This is a genomic window from Thermoanaerobacter sp. A7A (genome assembly GCF_000445185.1).
GTDB lineage: Bacteria > Bacillota > Thermoanaerobacteria > Thermoanaerobacterales > Thermoanaerobacteraceae > Thermoanaerobacter.
The window spans coordinates 1-20506 of the sequence record NZ_AVAF01000111.1 but is presented as its reverse complement, the minus strand read 5'-3'; the positions used below and the strand labels follow the sequence as shown (position 1 = coordinate 20506).

The window sequence follows — 20506 nt, the reverse complement described above, 5'->3', positions numbered from 1 at the left end:
GCAAAAATATTTGCTTCAAAATTTCTTTAGTAGGTCTTGACATTATAATCGGAGAGTTTAAACCTTTTCTTAATAATTCCACAATTCCTGCAGAATGATCTAAATGAGCATGAGTAATAATTACCAAATCAATATCTTTAATATCTATAGGTAAATTTTTTATAGAATTGTAATATAAGGTTTTATCCTTAATTAAAGCTCCCGCATCTAGTAAAATATTTATTCCCTCATAGGATACCAAATAAGAGCTAGCACCAATATTATCCCCTCCCCAACAAAAAAATTTAAAGTTATGGATGGCGTTAAAATTTTTTCTGGTTTTATGGTAATATTCATTTATTAACTTTGAATTTTCTGGAAACAAGCGATAAAGTTTAAGATTTTGTTTTTCTTCTTCACTAATAAGGCCATATTTTAATTTTAACCGTAATATATATAAGTCTTGAGGATTTAATTTATAAGCTTTATCTAAGAATTGGTGTCCTTTTATTTCACCAATTTCTTCGTATATTTCAGCTATAAGTCCATATATTTTAGGCAGTAACAATTTATCTTCTACTTTTTTCTCCATATAAAGTAATTCTTCCAAAACTTCTAAAATCCTTCTTTTATTTTTAAAAGAAAGTAACAATAAATAAAATTTTATCCATTGGTCTTCCCCACTATAATTCATTAATGCTTCAAAAAGGTTTTTTGTTTTTAAAGATTCTTCTACCAAATCTAAAAGAATCACACTTTTTACAAACAAAGCTAAATTATGTTCATCAATTTCTAATTCGCTTTTTAGCTCAAAAAAATGCTCTTTTGCTTCTTCAGGAATACCAATATAAATTTCAAGTATTATCTGCCACAGCAGCAAATATTCATATAATTTTTTGTCCAATTTTTTTACCAAACTTTTTTGCTGAAAAACATACCAATAAGCATTTACATAATCCTCCTTTTCTATAAATTCTTTTAGGCTGTTATCGTATACATCATAAATATTTAAAAATGACGTATCTCGCCACCTCCCTATGTTTCTATTTTAATACCTTTTGAGTAAAAATTCTACACAAAAAATAAGTCTGGATTTTGTCCAGACTCCAGACTGTAGACAAACTTTCGAAAATAGGATATTTTGCAATCGGTGCGACTTGTGACAAAGCGTCAACAAAACTTAACAAGACCGAGGGTGGAGGCAGGGCCGAAGCCAGGATGGCGGAGGCGGGCACCTTAAGGCAAGGAGGCCGATTGTGCCCGGTACCCTGCCGGAGCCGAAGGTCGAGCTTTAGTTTTGTCGCTTTGGAACATCGGAGTGACGATGCAAAATATCCTATTTTAAAATTTTTTGACTTTGTCAACAAACTGAAGTCTGGATTTTGTCCAGACTAAAAAACTATTACAATTTATTAAGTTTTTTTGCTTCTTCTGCCACTAAAAGAACTTTATCAAAATCACTACCTATAGAAGCCTCTACGCTAGCTGCAATTGCTCCCTCCACTAAAGGTGCATCGGCAATTTTTACTTTCCCTTCATATTCCTCTCCCAGGAGTTCTATTGCCATTTGCGCACTCATTACAGCACTTCCAATATCAACTAGAACTACTATTCCTTCTCCTTCATCTACTTTTTTAATTTCCTCCATTATCTCTGTAGCATCTGTTCCCAATCTGCCATCTTGTGTCCCGCCAGCTATCCCTATGGGAACTTTTCCACCTGTCATTTGGCTTGCAAGTTCATAAATCCCCTCTACTATTTTTCTTGAGTGAGAGACTAATACTATTCCAACCATTTTTTCCTCCACCATCATGATAAATTGACAACATCAGAAAAAGACTTTATCATCAAATATGCTGATGTTGCCCCTGGATCCAAGTGTCCAATGCTTCTTTCTCCTAAGTAACTTGCTCTTCCTTTTCTTGCAGAAATATTCTTAGTGTATTCCATTCCCTCTTTTGCAGCATTAGCTGCTCTATTTAATGCTTCAGGTAATGCAATGTTGTTCTCTAAACTATCTTTTAAAGCTTTATATGCAGGTTCAATAGAATCTATCATAGTCTTGTCTCCTGCTTCGGCTTTTCCTCTTTGTTTGATGCCATCTAAAGCAGCTTCAAAGATTTTAACTATATCCTCTTCAGAAAGTTCATTTTTACCCTGAACTACTTGGCCAGCCCTCATAAAAGCTGTACCATATAAAGGGCCAGAAGCTCCTCCCACCGTTGATACAAGTGTCATGCCTATAGTTTTTAATATTGTCCCTATATCAGTAGTTTCAGGCAATGTGGCCAATTTTTGCTTTACGGCATCAAATCCTCTATCTAAATTTATTCCGTGGTCCGCATCACCAATAGCGGCATCCAACTCTGTAAGGTACTCTTTATTTTCTTTTATAACCTCTACAATTTTGTCCACAATTTTTAGGACATCATTTTTTGTGATAACCATCTTCTACCTCCTAAAAATTTATAATTGTTTGAAAGCAGGTGTATCAGCCTTCGCATCTAACAATGTTTTAAGTTCTTCATCTAATTTTAATAATGTTATAGAAAATCCACTCATTTCAAGAGAGGTCATAAATTCTCCCACGTATGTTTTGTAAACTTTGATCTTCTTACTCTCTAAGATTTCTGCTACTTTCCTGTTCGCAACATAAAGCTCCATTAAAGGAGTTGCACCAAGCCCGTTTATCATAACAGCAACCTCGTCATTTTCTTTATAAGGCAGGTCATTTATTATTTTCTCCATTAAATGTTCTACTATTTCATCTGCAGGTTTTATTTTTTCTCTGTGAGTTCCAGGCTCTCCATGTATTCCTATACCAATCTCCATCTCATCTTCTGCAAGAGTAAAGCTGGGTTTCCCTGCTGCTGGAACAGTACAAGGTGTTAGTGCCATTCCCATTGACCTTACATTTGCAATTACTTTCTCAGCCACTCTTTTTACTTCTTGTAAGCTAGCCCCTTCTTGTGCCTTTGCTCCAGCAATTTTATGAACAAACACAGTTCCAGCAATGCCACGTCTTCCCTGCGTCCAAGTGCTATTTTCTACTGCAACATCATCGTTCACTATCACTTCATCTACTTCTATTCCCTCCATCTGTGCCATTTCTCTAGCCATTTCAAAATTCATTACGTCACCTGTGTAATTTTTAATAATCAATAATACTCCTTTTCCTCCATCCACTGCCTTAATCGCTTCATAAATTTGGTCAGGTGTAGGTGAAGTAAAGACAGCACCAGGGCAAGCCGCATCTAACATTCCATAACCCACATATCCTGCATGAGCAGGCTCATGGCCACTGCCACCACCACTTACAAGTCCAACTTTTCCTTCTACAGGTGCGTCTTTTCTGACAATTACATCTATGTTGTCAAGTTTTCTCAGGTAAGATGGGTGAGCAGCCAGCAAACCTTCTATCATTTCTTTCACGACATCATTAGGATTATTAATCAACTTTTTCATAATTTACCTCCTCCTAAATTTACTTTTGTTATTTTTTAAATGCAATTTACGTGCCACCAAATAAATTGTAGTGAACAGGTAATAAAAAAATAGCCTTCAAAGGCTATTTTGGTAAAAAGTATCAACCATTTATTTCTTTTGGTATTATCTATCAACAAGTCCAAATTTCCTTGCTTTTGCAGCTATAGTTTTATGGGTAAGTCCTAAAACTTTTCCTGCTTTATTAAAGCTTTTATATCTTTGTAGCGCAGCCTTTATTATTTTATACTCATATTCTTCCATTGTAAGTAGCTCACTATTTTCTCCAAGATAAATAATATCATCATCTGATACAGTAGTAGTTTCATTTCGAATATATTGGGGCAAATCTTCATAATCGATGTAATCAGTATCACTTAATGTTATACACCTTTCAATTATATTTTCTAATTCTCGTATATTCCCGGGCCAATCATAATATATCAATGCTTGCATAGCTTTTTTCGTAACCTTTTTTACATTTTTGTCTAGTTTTTTGTTCAGCTTTTCTATAAAATGTTCGACAAGTAGAGGAATATCTCCTCTTCTTTCCCTTAATGGAGGCAAAATTACAGGTATGACATTCAGCCTGTAATACAAGTCTTCCCTAAAAACCCCATCTGTTATAGCTTTTTCTAAATCTTTATTTGTAGCTGCAATTATCCTCACATCTACTTTTATAGTTTTTATTCCCCCTACTCTTTCAAATTCCTTTTCTTGAATCACTCTCAAAAGCTTTACCTGAATCTCAGGTGGAATATCTCCTATTTCATCAAGAAATATCGTTCCTCCATCTGCTAATTCGAATTTTCCTATCTTTTGAGTTACAGCTCCAGTAAAAGCTCCTCTTTCATGCCCAAAAAGTTCACTCTCCAATAGAGTCACAGGAATAGCCGCACAATTTACCCTTATAAATGGTTTATCCTTTCTCTTACTGGCGTAATGTATCGCATTAGCCACCAGCTCTTTCCCCGTTCCGCTTTCCCCTCTTATGAGGACTGTTGAATCAGTTTCTGCAGCTTTAGAAGCAATAGTAAGAGCGTCTTTTAATTTTCCGCTATTGCCTATTATTATGTCAAAAGCTTTGTCAAGTTTTCTATCTCTTTTCAGCTCATTTTCCAAATATTCTATTTGAGGGAAGTCAGAAAATACTATAACCGCCCCTTCTATTTTTGTACCTGTATAAATAGGTGTTATATTTGTTAACACTACATTTGTACTTATTTTTAGTTTTTTATTCGTCTCTTCTTTGCCAGTTTTTAACACATCAGCAATTTTTATATCCGGTATCACTTCTTGTATTTTTTTCCCTATAGCCTGGTCCATATTAATCCCTGTAATACTTTCAGCTGCTTTGTTAAAAATCATTATTGCCCCATTTTCATCAGTAACTATAAGTCCTGAGCCAATAGAATTAAATATTTTTTCATAGGCTATTGAGGTATTTTTTAAAAGTTCATAAGTAGTTTTTTCTTCCTTTTCTTTCCCTAACTCGTTGTAAAAAAAGCCTTTAAACTCTTTTATAGCATTGTCCACATTTGCTCCTTCTACCACTACTTCTATTTCTTCTCCCCGAGAAGCAAAAAAAGTCACCATTGATAACATACTATTTGCAGGAATCAACCTATTGTCATTTATCTTCCTTAAAAATATACTTACATTGTTTTGTCTGCTTATGTGACTAACCTTTTGAACAATATGGGCAGCAATCTGAGAATGGATACTCACAGGAGTTCTTAATATTTCCCTTCTTCCCTCCATTTTATCACCACGCAAAAACTTATTTTACATAAAGGTTTCTTGTAGCAATTATGTCAACCCCCGTACCTAAAATGTTCTTCACCACTACATCTCCTATTTTTACAGGAGCTTTAACCTCTACCTTGGCCAATTCAAGCATTATTTCTTGTATCTTTTCTTTTGGAACAGGCTCTTTTGTCCTAACAGATAAGAGTGGAAGATGTCCCCCTATTGCTCTCACACTTGTAGTAATAGTCCTTTTGGGCATAGTAACTTCATTTTTAGCATATTCTAATCCTCTAGAACAAGAATATCCCTTTACGCTTTTTATCTCCCCTCCTTCCATTTCAACTTGTATCCTGCAGCCCAACGGGCATACTATGCATGTAATTTCTTTTAATTCCATTTTATCCCTCCTCAACTAAAAAGACAATACCTTCTTCAAGATTTGCATTTTTTAGTATGTCTTTACTTAAATTTACATCAATCATTTCACCAGGGGTTAAGCGCTGCCTTTTTTGTCTTAGTAAGTATTTGTCTCCTGACTTTACTACTAACATAGCATTGTTATAAACGTTAACAGGTCTCATTCTGAATTTTATCCTTTTTTCTATGTTATCTACATTTATCTTTTGCGGAACAACATAACGTATGCCATTACCAGCTTTTACGGCAATATTGCTTTTTCCAAATTCGCCTTCTCGAATAAATCGTATTGCTGAATTAGCTGCCAATCTCGCTTCTGCAGTAACATTGTCAACTAAGTCGTGAACTTGAAGGACATTGCCACAAGCAAAAATTCCAGGAACACTTGTTTCTAACATTTCATTTACAATAGGTCCTCCTGTTATAGGGTCTAGCTCTATACCGGCCTTTTGAGAGAGCTCATTTTCAGGAATCAAGCCAACAGAAAGTATTAACGTATCACAACTTATATACTGTGCAGTCTCCATAATTGGCTCTCTATTTTCATCAACTTTGGCAATTGTAACTCCTTCTACCCTGTCTTTGCCGTGAATTTCAATGACAGTGTGACTTAAAAGAAGAGGAATATTAAAGTCCTCTAAACACTGAACGATGTTTCTTGTAAGTCCACTAGAGTAAGGCATGAGTTCTACAACTGCTTTGACTTTTGCTCCTTCTAATGTAAGCCTTCTCGCCATAATAAGCCCAACATCACCAGAACCTAATATCACTATTTCTTTCCCTGGAAGATATCCTTCCATATTTACATACCTCTGAGCAGTACCTGCTGTGAGAATACCTGCTGGGCGAGTGCCAGGTATCATAATAGCACCTCTCGGCCTTTCCCTGCATCCCATAGCTAGAATTATAGCTCCAGCTTTTATTGTGAACACACCTTCCTTAGAATTAACAGCTTTTACAATTCTATCAGGAGTTATTTCCAAAACCATAGTTTCCAACATTACATTTATGTCATATTCTTCTACTTTATCAATGAATCTTTGTGCATATTCTGGTCCTGTCAATTCTTCTTTAAATTCCTGAAGTCCAAATCCATTGTGTATGCACTGCTCTAAAATACCCCCAAGATATTTATCTCTTTCAATTATGACTATATTTTTTACACCCTTTTCATAGGCTTCTACAGCAGCACCCAAGCCTGCAGGGCCACCACCTATTATGATTATATCATACTTAAGCATTCTCATACACCTCTTTCTTTAAAACCTCTGCCGCTTTTTCTAATAAAAATTTTTTTGTCTCTGCAGTTAGTATATTCGAATTTCTTCCATGCTTTGTAACCTCAAGAGGAGAAATATTAAGTTCTCTTGCTAATATTTCAACAACTCTCGGCCCACAAAAACTTCCCTGGCATCTTCCCATTCCAGCTCTTACACGCCTTTTAACACCATCTAAAGATTTTGCACCTACAGGTCTTCTTATCACATCTATTATCTCTCCTTCCGTCACTGTCTCACATCTGCATATTATTCTTCCATAAGCAGGATTTTCTTTTATAAGCTTGTTTCTTTCCTCGTCTGAAAGTTCAGTAAATCTTATGACTGGTCTTCTTTTTGGGTTAAAATCTACTTTTTCAATCAACTTAAGTCCAGCATCTTTAAGTATATCCCTTATCATTTCAGCGATAGCAGGAGCCGCAGTAAAACCAGGAGATTCTATTCCAGCAGCATTTATAAATCCTTTCACATCAGATTCTCCAATTATAAAGTCTTTGTCTTCTGTATCAGGAGTCGCTCTAAGTCCTGTAAACTGAGTGATAGTTTTTCTGACATCAAATTTATCCACACTTCTTTTTGCAACTGTAATTGCTTTATTGAGCCCTTCTCTGGTAGTTGCTTTAAATTCTTTATCTTGTATGTCTTCTGAAGTAGGTCCTATCAATAGATTTCCATCAACTGTAGGAGAAACTAATATTCCTTTACCCATTTTAGTTGGAACCTGGAATATTACTGTCCTTGCAAGATATCCTTGGTCTTTATCTAATATCAGATATTCTCCTTTTCTAGGATGCACAGAAAATGGTTTCGCACCTACCATGTTATTTATGACATCTGAATAAAGTCCTGCAGCATTGACAACATATTTACTGTAAAATTCTTCTTTGTGAGTTTTTACTATAAAGAAGTCCCCATTTTTTTTGATATCAATTACTTCTGAATTAAAAACAAATTCTGCTCCATTTTGCGCAGCATTTTCTGCCACAGCAATAGTATATCCATAAGGACATATTATTCCTGCTGTTTTTGCATACAAAGCTGCAACTACAGTGTCATTTATATGTGGTTCTATCTCTTTGACCATATCTTTTGTAATGAGAGACAACCCTTTGACACCATTTTTTATTCCTCTATCAAACAACTCATATAGCTCTTTTACCTCTTCTTCAGAAAAAGCTGCCACTAAAGAACCAGTTCGCTTTATTGGAACGTCTAAATCTTTGCACAGAACATCGTACATTTCGTTTCCTCGCACATTTAATTTAGCTTTTAAACTACCAGGTACAGGGTCATAACCCGCATGTAGTATTGCACTATTAGCTTTAGAAGCTCCTTCTGAAGCCACATCTTCACCTTTTTCTACAACTAATATTTTTAATTTGTATTTTGAAAGTTCTCTCGCAATTGAACATCCAACCACTCCAGCACCTATTATCAAAACATCGTACATTTCTTTCATAGTCATAAAACCTCCTTAAAAGATAAAAAACCATATATAACCGACCCTGTCGGCTATATATGGTTCTCCAAATCTCCACCATACTCATATTTATTTTTCCTTCTCTTTAATAAATATATTCTACAAACATTTTAAAATTCCTGCTACTTTTTATCAATTTTTTATTTTATTCTTCAGCCCATTTCATAGCCCTTTCTACAGCCTTTTTCCAACCTTTATACAATTTTTCCCTCTTTTCATTATCCATAGCTGGTTCAAAATGCTTATCAACATTCCAATTCTTCTCTATTTCTTCTTTGCTGTTCCAAAATCCTACTGCCAATCCCGCAAGATAAGAAGCGCCAAGAGCAGTAGTTTCAATTACTTGTGGTCTGTCGACTGGAACACCTAAAATGTCAGATTGGAATTGCATCAAGAAGTTATTAGCACTTGCTCCACCGTCAACTTTTAAAGCTTGTAATTTAATACCTGAATCCTCTTGCATAGCCTCTAATACATCTCTTGTCTGATAAGCAATAGACTCCAGTGTTGCCCTTATTATATGCTCTCTCTTTGCGCCTCTTGTAAGTCCTACAATCGTGCCCCTTGCATACATATCCCAATAAGGTGCTCCAAGTCCTACAAAAGCAGGAACAACATATACACCGTTTGTGTCTTCAACTTTCAGCGCATATTCTTCACTTTGCGGTGAATTGTCAATTATTCTAAGCTCGTCTCTCAGCCACTGTATCGCAGCACCTGCTATAAATATACTACCCTCTAAGGCATATTCTACTTTGCCATCAATTCCCCAAGCAATTGTAGAGAGAAGTCCAGTATTTGAAGGTACAGCCTTTTCACCAGTATTCATGAGCATAAAGCAGCCTGTTCCATAGGTGTTTTTTGCCATCCCAGGTTTGAAACAGGCTTGACCAAACAAAGCTGCCTGCTGGTCTCCCGCATCTCCGGCAATAGGTATCTCTACTCCAAATATACTTTTATCAGTATAGCCATATACATAACTGGAAGGCTTAACTTCCGGAAGCATTTGCTCTGGTATGTTAAGTTCAGCCAATATCTCTTTATCCCATTTAAGCTCATGTATATTAAAAAGCATCGTCCTTGAAGCATTGGAATAGTCAGTTACGTGTACATTACCCCTTGTCAAATTCCAAATAAGCCAGGTATCAATATTTCCAAAAAGCAATTCTCCTTTTTCTGCTTTTTCACGGGCCCCTTCTACATTATCCAAAATCCATTTTACTTTAGTTCCTGAAAAATATGCATCTACTACAAGTCCTGTCTTTTCTCTAATTTTCTTGTCAAAACCCTTGTTTTTTAGTTCATCGCATATAGGAGCTGTCCTTCTACATTGCCACACTATTGCATTGTAAATAGGTTTTCCTGTATTTTTATCCCACACCACAGTTGTCTCTCTCTGATTTGTAATGCCAATAGCTGCAATATCTCCCGGATCAATACCTGCTTTTTCTATCACTCCTTTGGCAACACCTATTTGTGAACCCCAGATTTCCATTGGGTCATGCTCTACCCAACCTGGCTTAGGATAAATTTGCTTAAATTCCTGGTTTAGTGAAGCTATTATTTTCCCGCTGCGGTCAAAAATTATCGCACGGGAACTTGTTGTCCCTTGGTCGAAAGCCATAATGTACTTTGCCATTTCTTTTCCTCCTTACAATTTTTATAATATCATATCGGCGAGAGATAAATTCTCGCCGATTTAAACCCTTTAAACTTTTGTATTAATGTATACTCATAATAAGCTGGTAAACTACAGCTCCAAGTATTCCTCCAACTATTGGCCCAAATATTGGAACTATCAAACCATATCCCCAATCAGAATCTCCTTTCCCTGGGATAGGAAGAATAGCATGAGCAAGCCTTGGCCCAAAGTCTCTTGCTGGATTAATTGCATAACCTGTAGGTCCACCTAAGCTTAAACCTATTGCCCAAATAAGTAAACCAATTACAAGGGGTCCTAATCCTCCAACTAATTGATTGTTGCCATTTGTTATGCCCAGTATTCCTATTAAAAGCATAGCAGTGCCAAATGCCTCTGTCATAAAATTCTTACCCAAATTTCTTATAGCTGGAATAGTTGCAAAAGTACCAAGCTTAGCTGTGGGATCTTCAGTTGCTGCAAAATGATCTATATACATCAAATAAACAATTATAGCTCCCACAAAAGCTCCTAAAACTTGCGCTATAATATAGCCTGGCACCAAACTCCATGAAAATTTACCTATCGTTGCTAAGCCAATTGTCACAGCTGGATTTATGTGAGCACCACTTATCCATCCAACTACATAAACAGCTACCATTACTGCAAATCCCCATCCCGCTGTGATTACAATCCAGCCGCTATTTTGCCCTTTAGATTTATTCAAGACAACGTTTGCAACCACGCCATCACCTAACCAAATAAGTATCATAGTACCAAAAAATTCAGCAACATATTTTGCAAGGTCACTCATAAAATATCCCTCCATAATTCCAAATTTCAAATCGTTTAACTTTTAAAATAATTATGCAATATGTTAAAACTATCCCTCCTTTCATTCTATAAACCACAGACTTTTTTCGCTTGTTGATACAGCAATGGCGCCAGATTTAAGTGCATTTATAACTTCTTCTTTTGTCTTGACTAAACCTCCTGCGATGACTGGTTGATGCACATCTACTGATATTTCACTTATCACTGAGGGAATTATCCCAGGCATTACTTCTATTGCATCTGGAACTATTTGTTTTGTTGAAGCAAACCCTGTTTTTAATGCCTGGGAATCTAAAATGAAAAGTCTCTGGATGCAGAAAAGATCAAATTGTTTAGCGTGTATCAAAATATTATTGCGGGTAGAGATTATACCATGTGGCTTTATTTTTTCAGCCAAATACTCTACTGCTTTGTTGTCCTTTCCTAAACCTTCAAGCAAATCAAAATGCACAAAAACAATTTTATCATGTCTTTTGACCTCTTGAACTATTTCAGAAATGTTCATTATGTCACCAGTAAGTAAAAATATCACCTGTGCATTTGAAGAAAGAGCCGTATTTAAATCTTTTGCCTCTCGCACTGCAGCTATTATCGGGAAGTCTCTCATTGCATCCAGAATCTTTTCTTTCATCTTTATACCCCCACCTTTTTCTTATGCAAGTAATATGCCAAAAAATAAACCTGAAAAATACATATAAAAAAATACCCCTTTGATACAAAATATCAAAGGTTATTATTCCTGTATGATAATTAGTACCAAAATGTTATTTAATTAACATTCTCTTTGCATCTTGATTTTTTATTGCCATAAAAAATCCTATAGCCGAAATTCCTAAGTAAACATAATAAACAAAAAATCTCCATATATTTATAAAAATTTCTAACTTACTGGGAGGAAGTATAAATTTTGCTTTTTTCATGGTATATCGTCTAGAGTTTTAAATTCATATCCCTCGGCTTTAATACTTTTAATTATCCTATCAAGGGCTAAAGCATTGTCTTTTGAAACAGCATGTAAAAGTATGACAGCTCCCGGGTGAAGCCTTTTCATAACAGTATTATAGCTTTCCTCTGGTCCTCCAGGAAGTGGCTGCCAATCAGCCATCGCTAAACTCCAAAAAACTGTTCTATAACCTAACGATTTTGTAAGATACAAGGTTCTCTCACTATACTCACCTTTTGGCGGTCTAAAATACTTCATCTTTTTCCCTGTCAGCTCTTCAAACATATCTCCTAACTTAGTTATTTCCTCTTTTACTTTTTCATCAGATAAGGTAGGTAAGCTTGGATGATTCACTGTGTGATTCCCAACTATATGCCCTTCCTCCACCATCCTTTTAACTAAATCAGCCTGTTCTTTTACATAGGGCCCAGTTACAAAAAAAGCAGCTTTTACATTGTTTTCTTTGAGTATATCTAATATTTTAGGTGTATAGCCATTTTCATATCCTTCGTCAAAAGTCAAATAAACTACCTTTTTTGTCGTATCTCCTACAAAAATCGCATCATATTTTTTTATAAGCTCCATTGCCAAAGGGGTAATTTCTGGAGTTTGATGATTTGGCAACACCCTTAGTCCCCAGCTATACAAAGTGTTATCCAGATTTTCTGTATTGGTATAAACAGCATTGTTGACCGTATTAGATATTTTTTCTTTAGGTTTTTCCAAAGGCTTTTGTAAAGCTTCATTTTGCATTTTTTGTTCTTCTGCCCTTGTAATGTCTTTTTTAGCTATTCCACAAGAAGCAATTGAAAAACACAACAAAATTCCCATTAAGATATAGAATATTTTTCTTACCATAGCCATACCTCATTTCAATTTTTCTATATTCCGTTTTTATTTTTTTCTCTATATAAACATAATATTCTGTTTTTATTTGGAAGTATTTTTGTATATTTCACATACAGTATCTCTACAAAGGCAGAATCTACACAAGGCAAAAGAAGGATTTACTTCAGGATAGTAATCTCCTTCTTGCATTTTTTCCATTTGCTTTAATATATTAAAAAGTTCTTTTCTTAAGTGTCGCCTATTATAAACCTCAAACATAGTATTCCTATAAACTATTCGCCCTCTTTTTACTCTTTTTTGGTATACATCTTCTATTATCAAAAAATATGCAACTAACTGCATAACATCTTTATAATAAGGTGAATCATCAGCTTCACTACTTTTTAATTCTACAGGGACTAATTCTTCTCCCAACTGATAAATATAATCAGGCTTTCCAGATAAGCCATATTTGTCAGATTTTAATAACTTCCCATATATTAATCCCTTTTCTTTTACCTCTTGCGATTTATCTATGTAGATTATTTTACCTCCTCGAAATCCTATGCTTCTTCTCATTTTTTTATAAAAAGGCCTCTGTTCGATAACTGATTGAATAAGCAAATATATAGTAAAAAATAAAAAAATTATATTGAGAATCATTTTAAAACCCTCATAATCGCAATTATTAATAAAATAGCTATAATTCCAAAAATAATCGCATATTTTTTATATCGCAATTTTACAATATCCTTGTAATATTTTTCATGATATTCTATCCCTTTCTTAAAGTTACTAAATTGCAAATCTTGCTCTTTTGGCTCTCTCAAACTATTGATATACTCTATTCCATATTTTTTTATATAATACCACTGATAGGGGCAATAAAGAAATTGATTTATCTCTGTGGCAGATATATACTTATCCTCTTTTTTCATAATATAACACCTTTAAAAACAATATTTTTACAGACTTATTATACCATATAAAAAAACGGGGTAAAACCCATTTTTACCCCCGTGGATCGGCTACAACAAGAACATCTATAAATTTAGTACCTTTCATTATTCTTCTAACAATAGAACCCCTTATTATTTCATCAATTCTTCTTCTCACAGACTGTCCTACTACAATTTGAGTAATTGCATTTTCTTCAGCAAATTTTATTATAGCCTTAGCAGGGTCATTTGATTTGACCATGTAAAACTTTGCTTCTAATTTGTTGCACAGCATTGTGATTTCATCTAATTTTTTGAGTTTTTTATGGTCTCTTAAGTCATCATCATTGTAAACATGCAAAACAAAGAGGTCTGCTTTAAGCATTTTAGCTAACCTATAACCTCTTCGTATCAGATACTCTGCATTAAATCTCAAATTTACACAAACCAATATCTTTTCTTGTGCTCCTTTTAATCCTATAACGTTTTTTCTATTTTTATATTCCAAAAGCCTATCGTCAACCTCATTTGCTACTTCCCTCAATGTAAGTTCCCTTAACGCGGAAAGATTGCCAATTCTAAAAAAATTGTTAAGAGCAGTTTCAATCTTATCGGGACTATAAATCTTTCCATTTTTAAGCCTCTCTATCAAAGTCTCCGGCGAAACATCAACTACTTCTACTTCATCACATATTTCTAAAAGTTTATCAGGAATAGTTTCCCTCACCTTTACATTAGTCATGCGGTTTATATAATCATTAAGACTTTCAAAATGTTGTATGTTGACAGCAGTCATCACACTTATGCCGTTATCTATAAGCTCCAAAACATCTTGATATCTCTTTTCATTTTTTGAACCAGGAGCATTTGTATGGGCTAATTCGTCTACCACCACAACCTGGGGTTTTCTCTTTAAAATAGCCTCCAAATCCATTTCCTTAAGAATTGCACCTTTGTAATTTATTTCCTTTAGCGGAATAATTTCAAGGTCCCTTATCTGCTCCTCAGTGTCTTTTCTCCCATAGGTTTCTACAAAGCCTATTACCACATCTATACCTCTTGCCTTCATTTCATTGGCATCTTGCAACATGTGATAGGTCTTGCCGACACCAGGAGCAGCACCAAGATAAATCTTCAACCTTCCCTTATTAGCTCTTTCTATTTCTCTCAAAAAATAATCAGGGGACTTCTTCGCCATCATAAAGCCTCACTTTTTATTTTTCTTAATTTCTTCTAATAAGCTTAAATTTAATTTAAGCACATTTACCCGTGGTTCTCCAAAAAGGCCTAAAAATCTGCCTTCAATATTTTCATCCACAAGTTTTTTTACAACTTTTTCTGGCAAATTGTTTGCTTTAGCTACTCTTTCAACTTGTAAATATGCGGCTTGCGGAGAAATATGAGGATCTAATCCTGATGCAGAAGAAGTAACTATATCTGCAGGTATGTCACTTCTTTTTACTCCAGGGTTTTTCTTTAAAAACTCCTCAATATTTCTTTCCACTTCTTCTTTAAATTTAGGATTAGATAAAGCGTAATTAGTACCACCTGAAGACTCTGCATTGTAATCCACTGCGGAAGGTCTTCCCATAAACCACTTAGAATCAGTGAATTTTTGTCCAATGAGCTCGGATCCTACTGCCTTACCATCTACTTTAATTATACTACCTTTTGCCTGATAAGGAAATATTAAATTTGCAATTGCTGTCATAATAAATGGATATATAAGCCCTAGCAATATCATCAAGACAAGTGTAAATTTAATTGCTTTCTTAACTTCACTCATAGCAAATCCTCCAAATTAAAAGATAGAAGATATTATTAAGTCAATAAGTTTTATCCCCACAAAAGGAGCAATCAATCCTCCCAGTCCGTAAATCAGTAAATTCCTCGCCAATAACGCATTAGCACTCATTGGCCTATATTTTACTCCTCTCATAGCAATAGGAATCAAAATAGGTATTATAATGGCGTTAAATATTAAAGCTGATAATATTGCATTAGTCGGTGAGGAGAGTTTCATTATATCCAGTACCTTTATTGATGGCAAAGTATCAGACATAATGGCAGGAAGTATCGCAAAGTATTTAGCAACGTCATTGGCAATACTAAAAGTAGTCAACGCTCCTCTCGTCATGAGAAGCTGCTTACCAATTGCTACTACTTCAATAATCTTTGTAGGGTCAGAATCAAGGTCCACCATGTTTGCAGCTTCTTTAGCAGCCATTGTACCGCTATTCATTGCAAGTCCTACATCTGCTTGGGCAAGTGCTGGTGCATCATTTGTTCCATCTCCTGTCATGGCAACAAGCCTTCCTGCCGCCTGTTCTCTTTTAATCACATTTATCTTATCCTCTGGTTTACTTTCTGCAATGAATTCGTCAACACCAGCCTCTTCTGCTATTGTTTTTGCAGTTAAAGGATTATCCCCCGTTACCATGATAGTTTTAATTCCCATCGCTCTAAGCTGTTTAAAACGCTCTTTCATACCAGGTTTTATAGTATCCTTTAAATATATTACTCCTAATACTTCTTTGTCTTTCACTACTACAAGAGGAGTCCCACCTAATAAAGATATCTTCTCAACTTCTTTATCTAAATCTTCCGGAATTTCTCCTCCTTGTTCTTTTATATATTCTTTCACCTTATCATAAGACCCTTTTCGCACAATAGTCCCATCTTTTAAATTTAGTCCGCTCATCCTTGTTTCTGCAGTAAATTCTATAACTACCGCTCCATCTAAAATATCTTCCGGTACCTTTACGCCCATTTTCTTAGCTAAGTCTACTATTGACCTTCCTTCGGGAGTTAAATCTTTTAAAGAGGATACAAGAGCATAATATGTAACTTCTTCTTTTTTATGACCACCAACTGGTATAAAATCAGCTGCTAATCTATTTCCAAAAGTGATTGTGCCTGTTTTATCTAAAAGCATTGTGTCGATATCCCCTGCAGCTTCTACTGCCTTTCCAGACATGGCAATTACATTAAAGCGTGTAACTCTATCCATACCTGCAATACCTATCGCAGAAAGAAGACCCCCAATTGTAGTTGGTATTAAACAAACTAGCAAAGCAATCAATGTAGTAGCGCTTATTCTTACATGGACAAATTTAGCCATAGGGTATAAGGTCATAACAACAATTATAAAAATTATTGTTAAACTGACTAACACAGTGGTCAAAGCAATTTCATTAGGAGATTTTTGCCTTTTTGCTCCTTCTACCATTTTTATCATTCTGTCTAAAAAAGATTCCCCTTCATCTACTGTCACTTGAACTTTAATGCTATCGCTTATTACTTTTGTTCCACCAGTAACTGAGCTAAAATCACCACCAGCTTCTTTTATAACTGGTGCAGATTCACCTGTTATTGCAGACTCATCAATTGCAGCAAGTCCTTCTATTATTTCTCCATCAGCCGGAATTATATCTCCTGCCTCACAAAGCACTATATCCCCTTTTTTAAGCTCAGAAGATTTAACCATTTTTATACTTCCATCACTTTTAATGAGTTTTGCCATAGTCTCTTTTTTTGTCTTTTTAAGGGTATCTGCTTGAGCTTTCCCTTTTCCTTCTGCCAGTGCTTCTGCAAAATTAGCAAAAAGCACTGTTATAAACAATATAAAAGTGATTAAAGCATTATATCCCACTTCGTCGTAAGTACTTCCAAAATAAGTAGGAAATATTGTAGCCAACAGTGTAATAAACATACCTACCTCTACCACAAACATCACAGGGTTTTTATACATTTTAAGAGGATTAAGTTTCACAAAAGAGTTTTTGATAGCACCTAATACAATTTCTCTACTCATCGTTTTTATTTCTCTTTTTCTTTTCATAAGGCGTTACCTCCATTACGTCATGCTCAAAAACTCAGAAATAGGTCCTAATATTATCGCTGGAAAGAAAGTAAGAGCTCCTACAATTACAACAATCGCTATAAAAATTGCCCCAAATAAAGCATTGTCTGTTCTAAAAGTACCTGGCGATGGCGGTGCAGGAATTTTCTCCGCCATAGAACCTGCAACAGCTAACATAAGAATAATGGTTATATATCTTCCAAAGAACATAACCAAACCTGTCATTATATTCATAAACACGGTATTTCCTATAAATCCCGCAAATTCAGAACCATTATTTGCCGCCGCAGAAGAAAACTCATACAAAACTTGTGTAAGTCCATGATACAGCGGATTCGTTACAGAAGATACTCCCACTTTTAGCATCACTGTCAAAGCAGAAGAAAAAAGTATCAAAAAAGGATGAACCAATATTGCGATGGCAATAAGTTTTATCTCTTTAGTTTCAATTTTTCTCCCTAAATATTCTGGAGTTCTCCCTACCATAAGCCCTGTCAAAAATACCGTCAATATTGTATACATTATTATATTCTGAAGTCCTACTCCGTCTCCTCCAAAAATAGTATTTAACATTATGAGGATAAGCGGCACTGCTCCTCCTAAAGGTGTATAAGAATCGTGCATGCTGTCAACAGAACCTGTGGTAAAAGCAGTAGTCACAGTCGCAAATAGTGGAGATTGTGAGACTCCAAAGCGAATTTCTTTTCCTTCATAATTTCCATAAGGCGTACCATCAATATGTAATTTTGAATATGCCACTCCTGGATGACTTTCCGTATAAATTGCTCCAACAGCCAAAAGAATAAAAATCACAAACAAGGAAATGTATAATACCAAAGCGTGTTTTTTATTGTTTATCATTAATCCATAAGTGTAAATTAAAGATGCAGGTAAAAGCATCATAAGAAGCATCTCAATCATATTGGTAAGCCAAGTAGGATTTTCAAAGGGGTGAGAAGAATTTGCCCCAAAAAATCCACCACCATTTGTGCCTAAGTGTTTAATTGACTCTAATACAGCTACGGGACCTGTTATAATAGTTTGTTTGCCACCTTCTAATGTATCCACAACTATTTTTCCTGCAAAAGTTTGAGGAACTCCTTGCCATACTAATATAAGAGTGATAACCATGGAAATAGGAAGCAAAAGCCTCACAGTCACTCTTACAAAATCCGCATAAAAATTACCTAGCAATTTCGTCTTTCTGCTAAGTCCTCTCATTATGGCTGCTGCAGTTACTAACCCTGAAGCCGCAGAAGTAAACATCAAAAATACTATTACGATCATTTGGCTTAAAAAAGTTACGCCATTTTCCCCAGCATAGTGTTGAAGGTTTGTATTTGTCGTAAAGCTTATTGCCGTGTTAAAAGCAAGAGAAGACTCCATATTTTTAACTCCAGTAGGATTTAAAGGCAAAAATCCTTGTATTCGCAATATAATATACCCAATTATCATCATCACCGTATTAACAAGCAAAAAGGACAATGCATATTTTTTCCAACCCATTTCTTCTTGTGCATTGATCCCTGAAAGTTTATATATAAAATTTTCTACAGGTAAAAAAACTTTGTCCAATTTCATCGGTTTATACTCAAATATTTTGTACATATAAGTCCCAAAAGGTTTAGTTAAAAGAACTATAACCAATATCATAGTAAAAAGTTCTATATTTGAATACATGCACTTTCCTCCCTTAGAATTCTTCCGGATGTATTAAAGCATAAAACAAATAAAAGAGTAAAAGAAAAAAAACCACATACAATAAGGCCACCTTTAATACACCCCTACTTCATAAGAATTAGCTTCTACCAAATCACAACACCATTTAATTATTCCTTTGACAACATAGTACAATGTTACAAATCCTAATAGAATTATAAAATCCATGTTCTCCTTCACCTCTAATTATTATTATCGATTTTTTATAAAAATATTAAATTTAAACATAAAAAGCCCGCACTCTTTCTTTATGAGGCGGACTACATGACAACACTTTTACATATTGCCATGTCTTCCATCATTTTTGTTAATTTATTTACTATTCATTGTACCATATATATTATATTATTCAACTCAATAAACATCAAAAAGGCTTTTATGCCTTTAAATCCTTTTTTGCGCAAAAAAATAGGATGTAAAGCGTTACAACTATTGTATACTATGTAATCTATCGCTTTACATCACTTTCCAATTGTTTTTATAAAAGCGTAAAAAGAAATTCAGTTTGTTGACAAAGTCAAAAAATTTTAAAATAGGATATTTTGCATCGTTACTCCGATGTTCCAAAGCGACAAAACTAAACTCGACCTTCGGGTTCCGGCAGGGTACCGGGCACATCGGCATCCATGCCTTAAGGTGCCCGCCTTCGCCATCCATGGCTACGGCCCTGCCTCCACCCTCGGTCTTGTTAAGTTTTGTTGACGCTTTGTCACAAGTCGCACCGATTGCAAAATATCCTATTTTCGAAAGTTTGTCTACAGTCTGAAGAAATTTTATTTTTGTATAATACTTTTAATTTCTTTTTCATACATTGAAAATAACTCTTCAGCTCTCTCTTTTGTAGGAGCTTCTATATAAATATTACAAGCAGGTAATTCATAATCCGGTACTACTAACACCCATGAATCTTCTTTAATAAACTTTAAACCATCTAAAAATTCTGTTCCCCCATCGGCCTTTTCAAAAAGCATTCTTATTATCTTCCCTTTATCTTTCCAATTGCATTTTATACTTTTGGATATTCTATATCTTAAAGGAAAACTATCTTTTATAGAGGAAAGTTTTTGAGAGGTATGTTGTAAGTATTCTAAAAGGTCTAGTAAAAAACTAAAGCCGTCAAAATCTAAATTAATCTGTAGGTCTTTTTCTATACCTTCCTTCGACACTATTGTTTTCATTCTATCTTTATGAGAAATTTTGCTGCTTACAGTCTCAATCGTAAATTCCTTCGCAAATTCTGTCAAATATTTGGAACTATCAAAAGGAAGTACAAATTTTTTAACCCCTTGCTCTTTAGCAATTAACATTCTTATAAACTCAAGCTAATTGCGATGTTTGAAACCGAAGTAACAACAATG

The 20506-nt window shown here is 34.9% G+C and carries 19 protein-coding genes and 1 pseudogene; all 20 read right to left on the bottom strand.

Translation table 11 applies throughout. The features are described from left to right. Nucleotides 1–895: MBL fold metallo-hydrolase (locus tag M663_RS0107610; RefSeq protein ID WP_029688499.1), on the bottom strand; the 895-nt coding region annotated here is incomplete at its 3' end. A 486-nt stretch (nt 896–1381) separates the two neighbouring features. After that, complete coding sequence (dhaM, locus tag M663_RS0107605; protein ID WP_029688498.1) at nt 1382–1774, bottom strand: dihydroxyacetone kinase phosphoryl donor subunit DhaM; 393 nt, start codon at nt 1772–1774, stop codon at nt 1382–1384. Between the two features lie 14 nt (nt 1775–1788). Further along, nucleotides 1789–2427, bottom strand: coding sequence for a dihydroxyacetone kinase subunit DhaL (gene dhaL / locus M663_RS0107600; protein ID WP_029688497.1), 639 nt, complete (start codon nt 2425–2427; stop codon nt 1789–1791). 18 nt (nt 2428–2445) lie between these two features. Beyond that, nucleotides 2446–3444, bottom strand: a complete 999-nt coding sequence (gene dhaK, locus M663_RS0107595; protein ID WP_004400543.1) for a dihydroxyacetone kinase subunit DhaK — start codon at nt 3442–3444, stop codon at nt 2446–2448. Between the two features lie 144 nt (nt 3445–3588). Then, on the bottom strand, nt 3589–5223 hold the full coding sequence (locus tag M663_RS0107590; RefSeq protein ID WP_029688496.1) for a sigma 54-interacting transcriptional regulator: 1635 nt from the start codon (nt 5221–5223) through the stop codon (nt 3589–3591). A 19-nt stretch (nt 5224–5242) separates the two neighbouring features. Continuing rightward, nucleotides 5243–5608, bottom strand: coding sequence for a DUF1667 domain-containing protein (locus tag M663_RS0107585; RefSeq protein WP_003866565.1), 366 nt, complete (start codon nt 5606–5608; stop codon nt 5243–5245). A 1-nt stretch (nt 5609) separates the two neighbouring features. Continuing rightward, entirely contained in the window at nt 5610–6869 is a 1260-nt protein-coding gene (locus M663_RS0107580) for an FAD-dependent oxidoreductase (protein ID WP_029688495.1), read from the bottom strand. Beyond that, on the bottom strand, nt 6862–8364 hold the full coding sequence (locus M663_RS0107575) for an NAD(P)/FAD-dependent oxidoreductase (protein WP_029688494.1): 1503 nt from the start codon (nt 8362–8364) through the stop codon (nt 6862–6864). The genes M663_RS0107580 and M663_RS0107575 overlap by 8 nt, the downstream gene beginning before the upstream one ends. A 166-nt stretch (nt 8365–8530) precedes the next feature. Further along, complete coding sequence (glpK, locus tag M663_RS0107570; protein ID WP_029688493.1) at nt 8531–10024, bottom strand: glycerol kinase GlpK; 1494 nt, start codon at nt 10022–10024, stop codon at nt 8531–8533. Between the two features lie 82 nt (nt 10025–10106). Then, nucleotides 10107–10838, bottom strand: coding sequence for an MIP/aquaporin family protein (locus tag M663_RS0107565; protein WP_029688492.1), 732 nt, complete (start codon nt 10836–10838; stop codon nt 10107–10109). A gap of 81 nt (nt 10839–10919) precedes the next feature. Beyond that, the gene (locus tag M663_RS0107555; protein WP_003866560.1) at nt 10920–11489 is read right to left on the bottom strand and encodes a glycerol-3-phosphate responsive antiterminator; all 570 of its coding nucleotides are present in this window, start codon (nt 11487–11489) and stop codon (nt 10920–10922) included. Nucleotides 11490–11774: 285 nt separating this feature from the next. Next, nucleotides 11775–12659, bottom strand: a complete 885-nt coding sequence (gene pdaA, locus M663_RS0107545; protein ID WP_004400557.1) for a delta-lactam-biosynthetic de-N-acetylase — start codon at nt 12657–12659, stop codon at nt 11775–11777. A gap of 72 nt (nt 12660–12731) precedes the next feature. Then, nucleotides 12732–13292: a CRISPR-associated protein Cas4 gene (gene cas4 / locus M663_RS0107540; RefSeq protein ID WP_004400559.1), complete on the bottom strand. Its 561-nt coding sequence runs from the start codon at nt 13290–13292 to the stop codon at nt 12732–12734. Then, nucleotides 13289–13567, bottom strand: coding sequence for a hypothetical protein (locus tag M663_RS0107535; protein WP_003871133.1), 279 nt, complete (start codon nt 13565–13567; stop codon nt 13289–13291). The genes cas4 and M663_RS0107535 overlap by 4 nt, the downstream gene beginning before the upstream one ends. A gap of 73 nt (nt 13568–13640) precedes the next feature. Further along, nucleotides 13641–14768, bottom strand: a complete 1128-nt coding sequence (kdpDN, locus tag M663_RS0107530) for a KdpD-like non-kinase potassium sensor (protein WP_029688491.1) — start codon at nt 14766–14768, stop codon at nt 13641–13643. Between the two features lie 6 nt (nt 14769–14774). Beyond that, complete coding sequence (kdpC, locus tag M663_RS0107525) at nt 14775–15353, bottom strand: potassium-transporting ATPase subunit KdpC (RefSeq protein ID WP_004400565.1); 579 nt, start codon at nt 15351–15353, stop codon at nt 14775–14777. Nucleotides 15354–15368: 15 nt separating this feature from the next. After that, a complete protein-coding gene (gene kdpB, locus M663_RS0107520; protein ID WP_029688490.1) occupies nt 15369–17408 on the bottom strand; it encodes a potassium-transporting ATPase subunit KdpB in 2040 nt (679 codons plus the stop codon). A gap of 15 nt (nt 17409–17423) precedes the next feature. Continuing rightward, nucleotides 17424–19109: a potassium-transporting ATPase subunit KdpA gene (kdpA, locus tag M663_RS0107515; protein WP_029688489.1), complete on the bottom strand. Its 1686-nt coding sequence runs from the start codon at nt 19107–19109 to the stop codon at nt 17424–17426. 495 nt (nt 19110–19604) lie between these two features. Beyond that, nucleotides 19605–19805 carry a hypothetical protein gene (locus M663_RS0107505; RefSeq protein WP_029688488.1) on the bottom strand — a complete coding sequence of 67 codons (201 nt, stop codon included), beginning with the start codon at nt 19803–19805 and terminating at the stop codon, nt 19605–19607. A 116-nt stretch (nt 19806–19921) separates the two neighbouring features. Further along, nucleotides 19922–20464: pseudogene (locus M663_RS0107500) on the bottom strand (nucleoside-diphosphate-sugar pyrophosphorylase); the annotation flags it as partial. Nucleotides 20465–20506 lie beyond the last annotated feature (42 nt).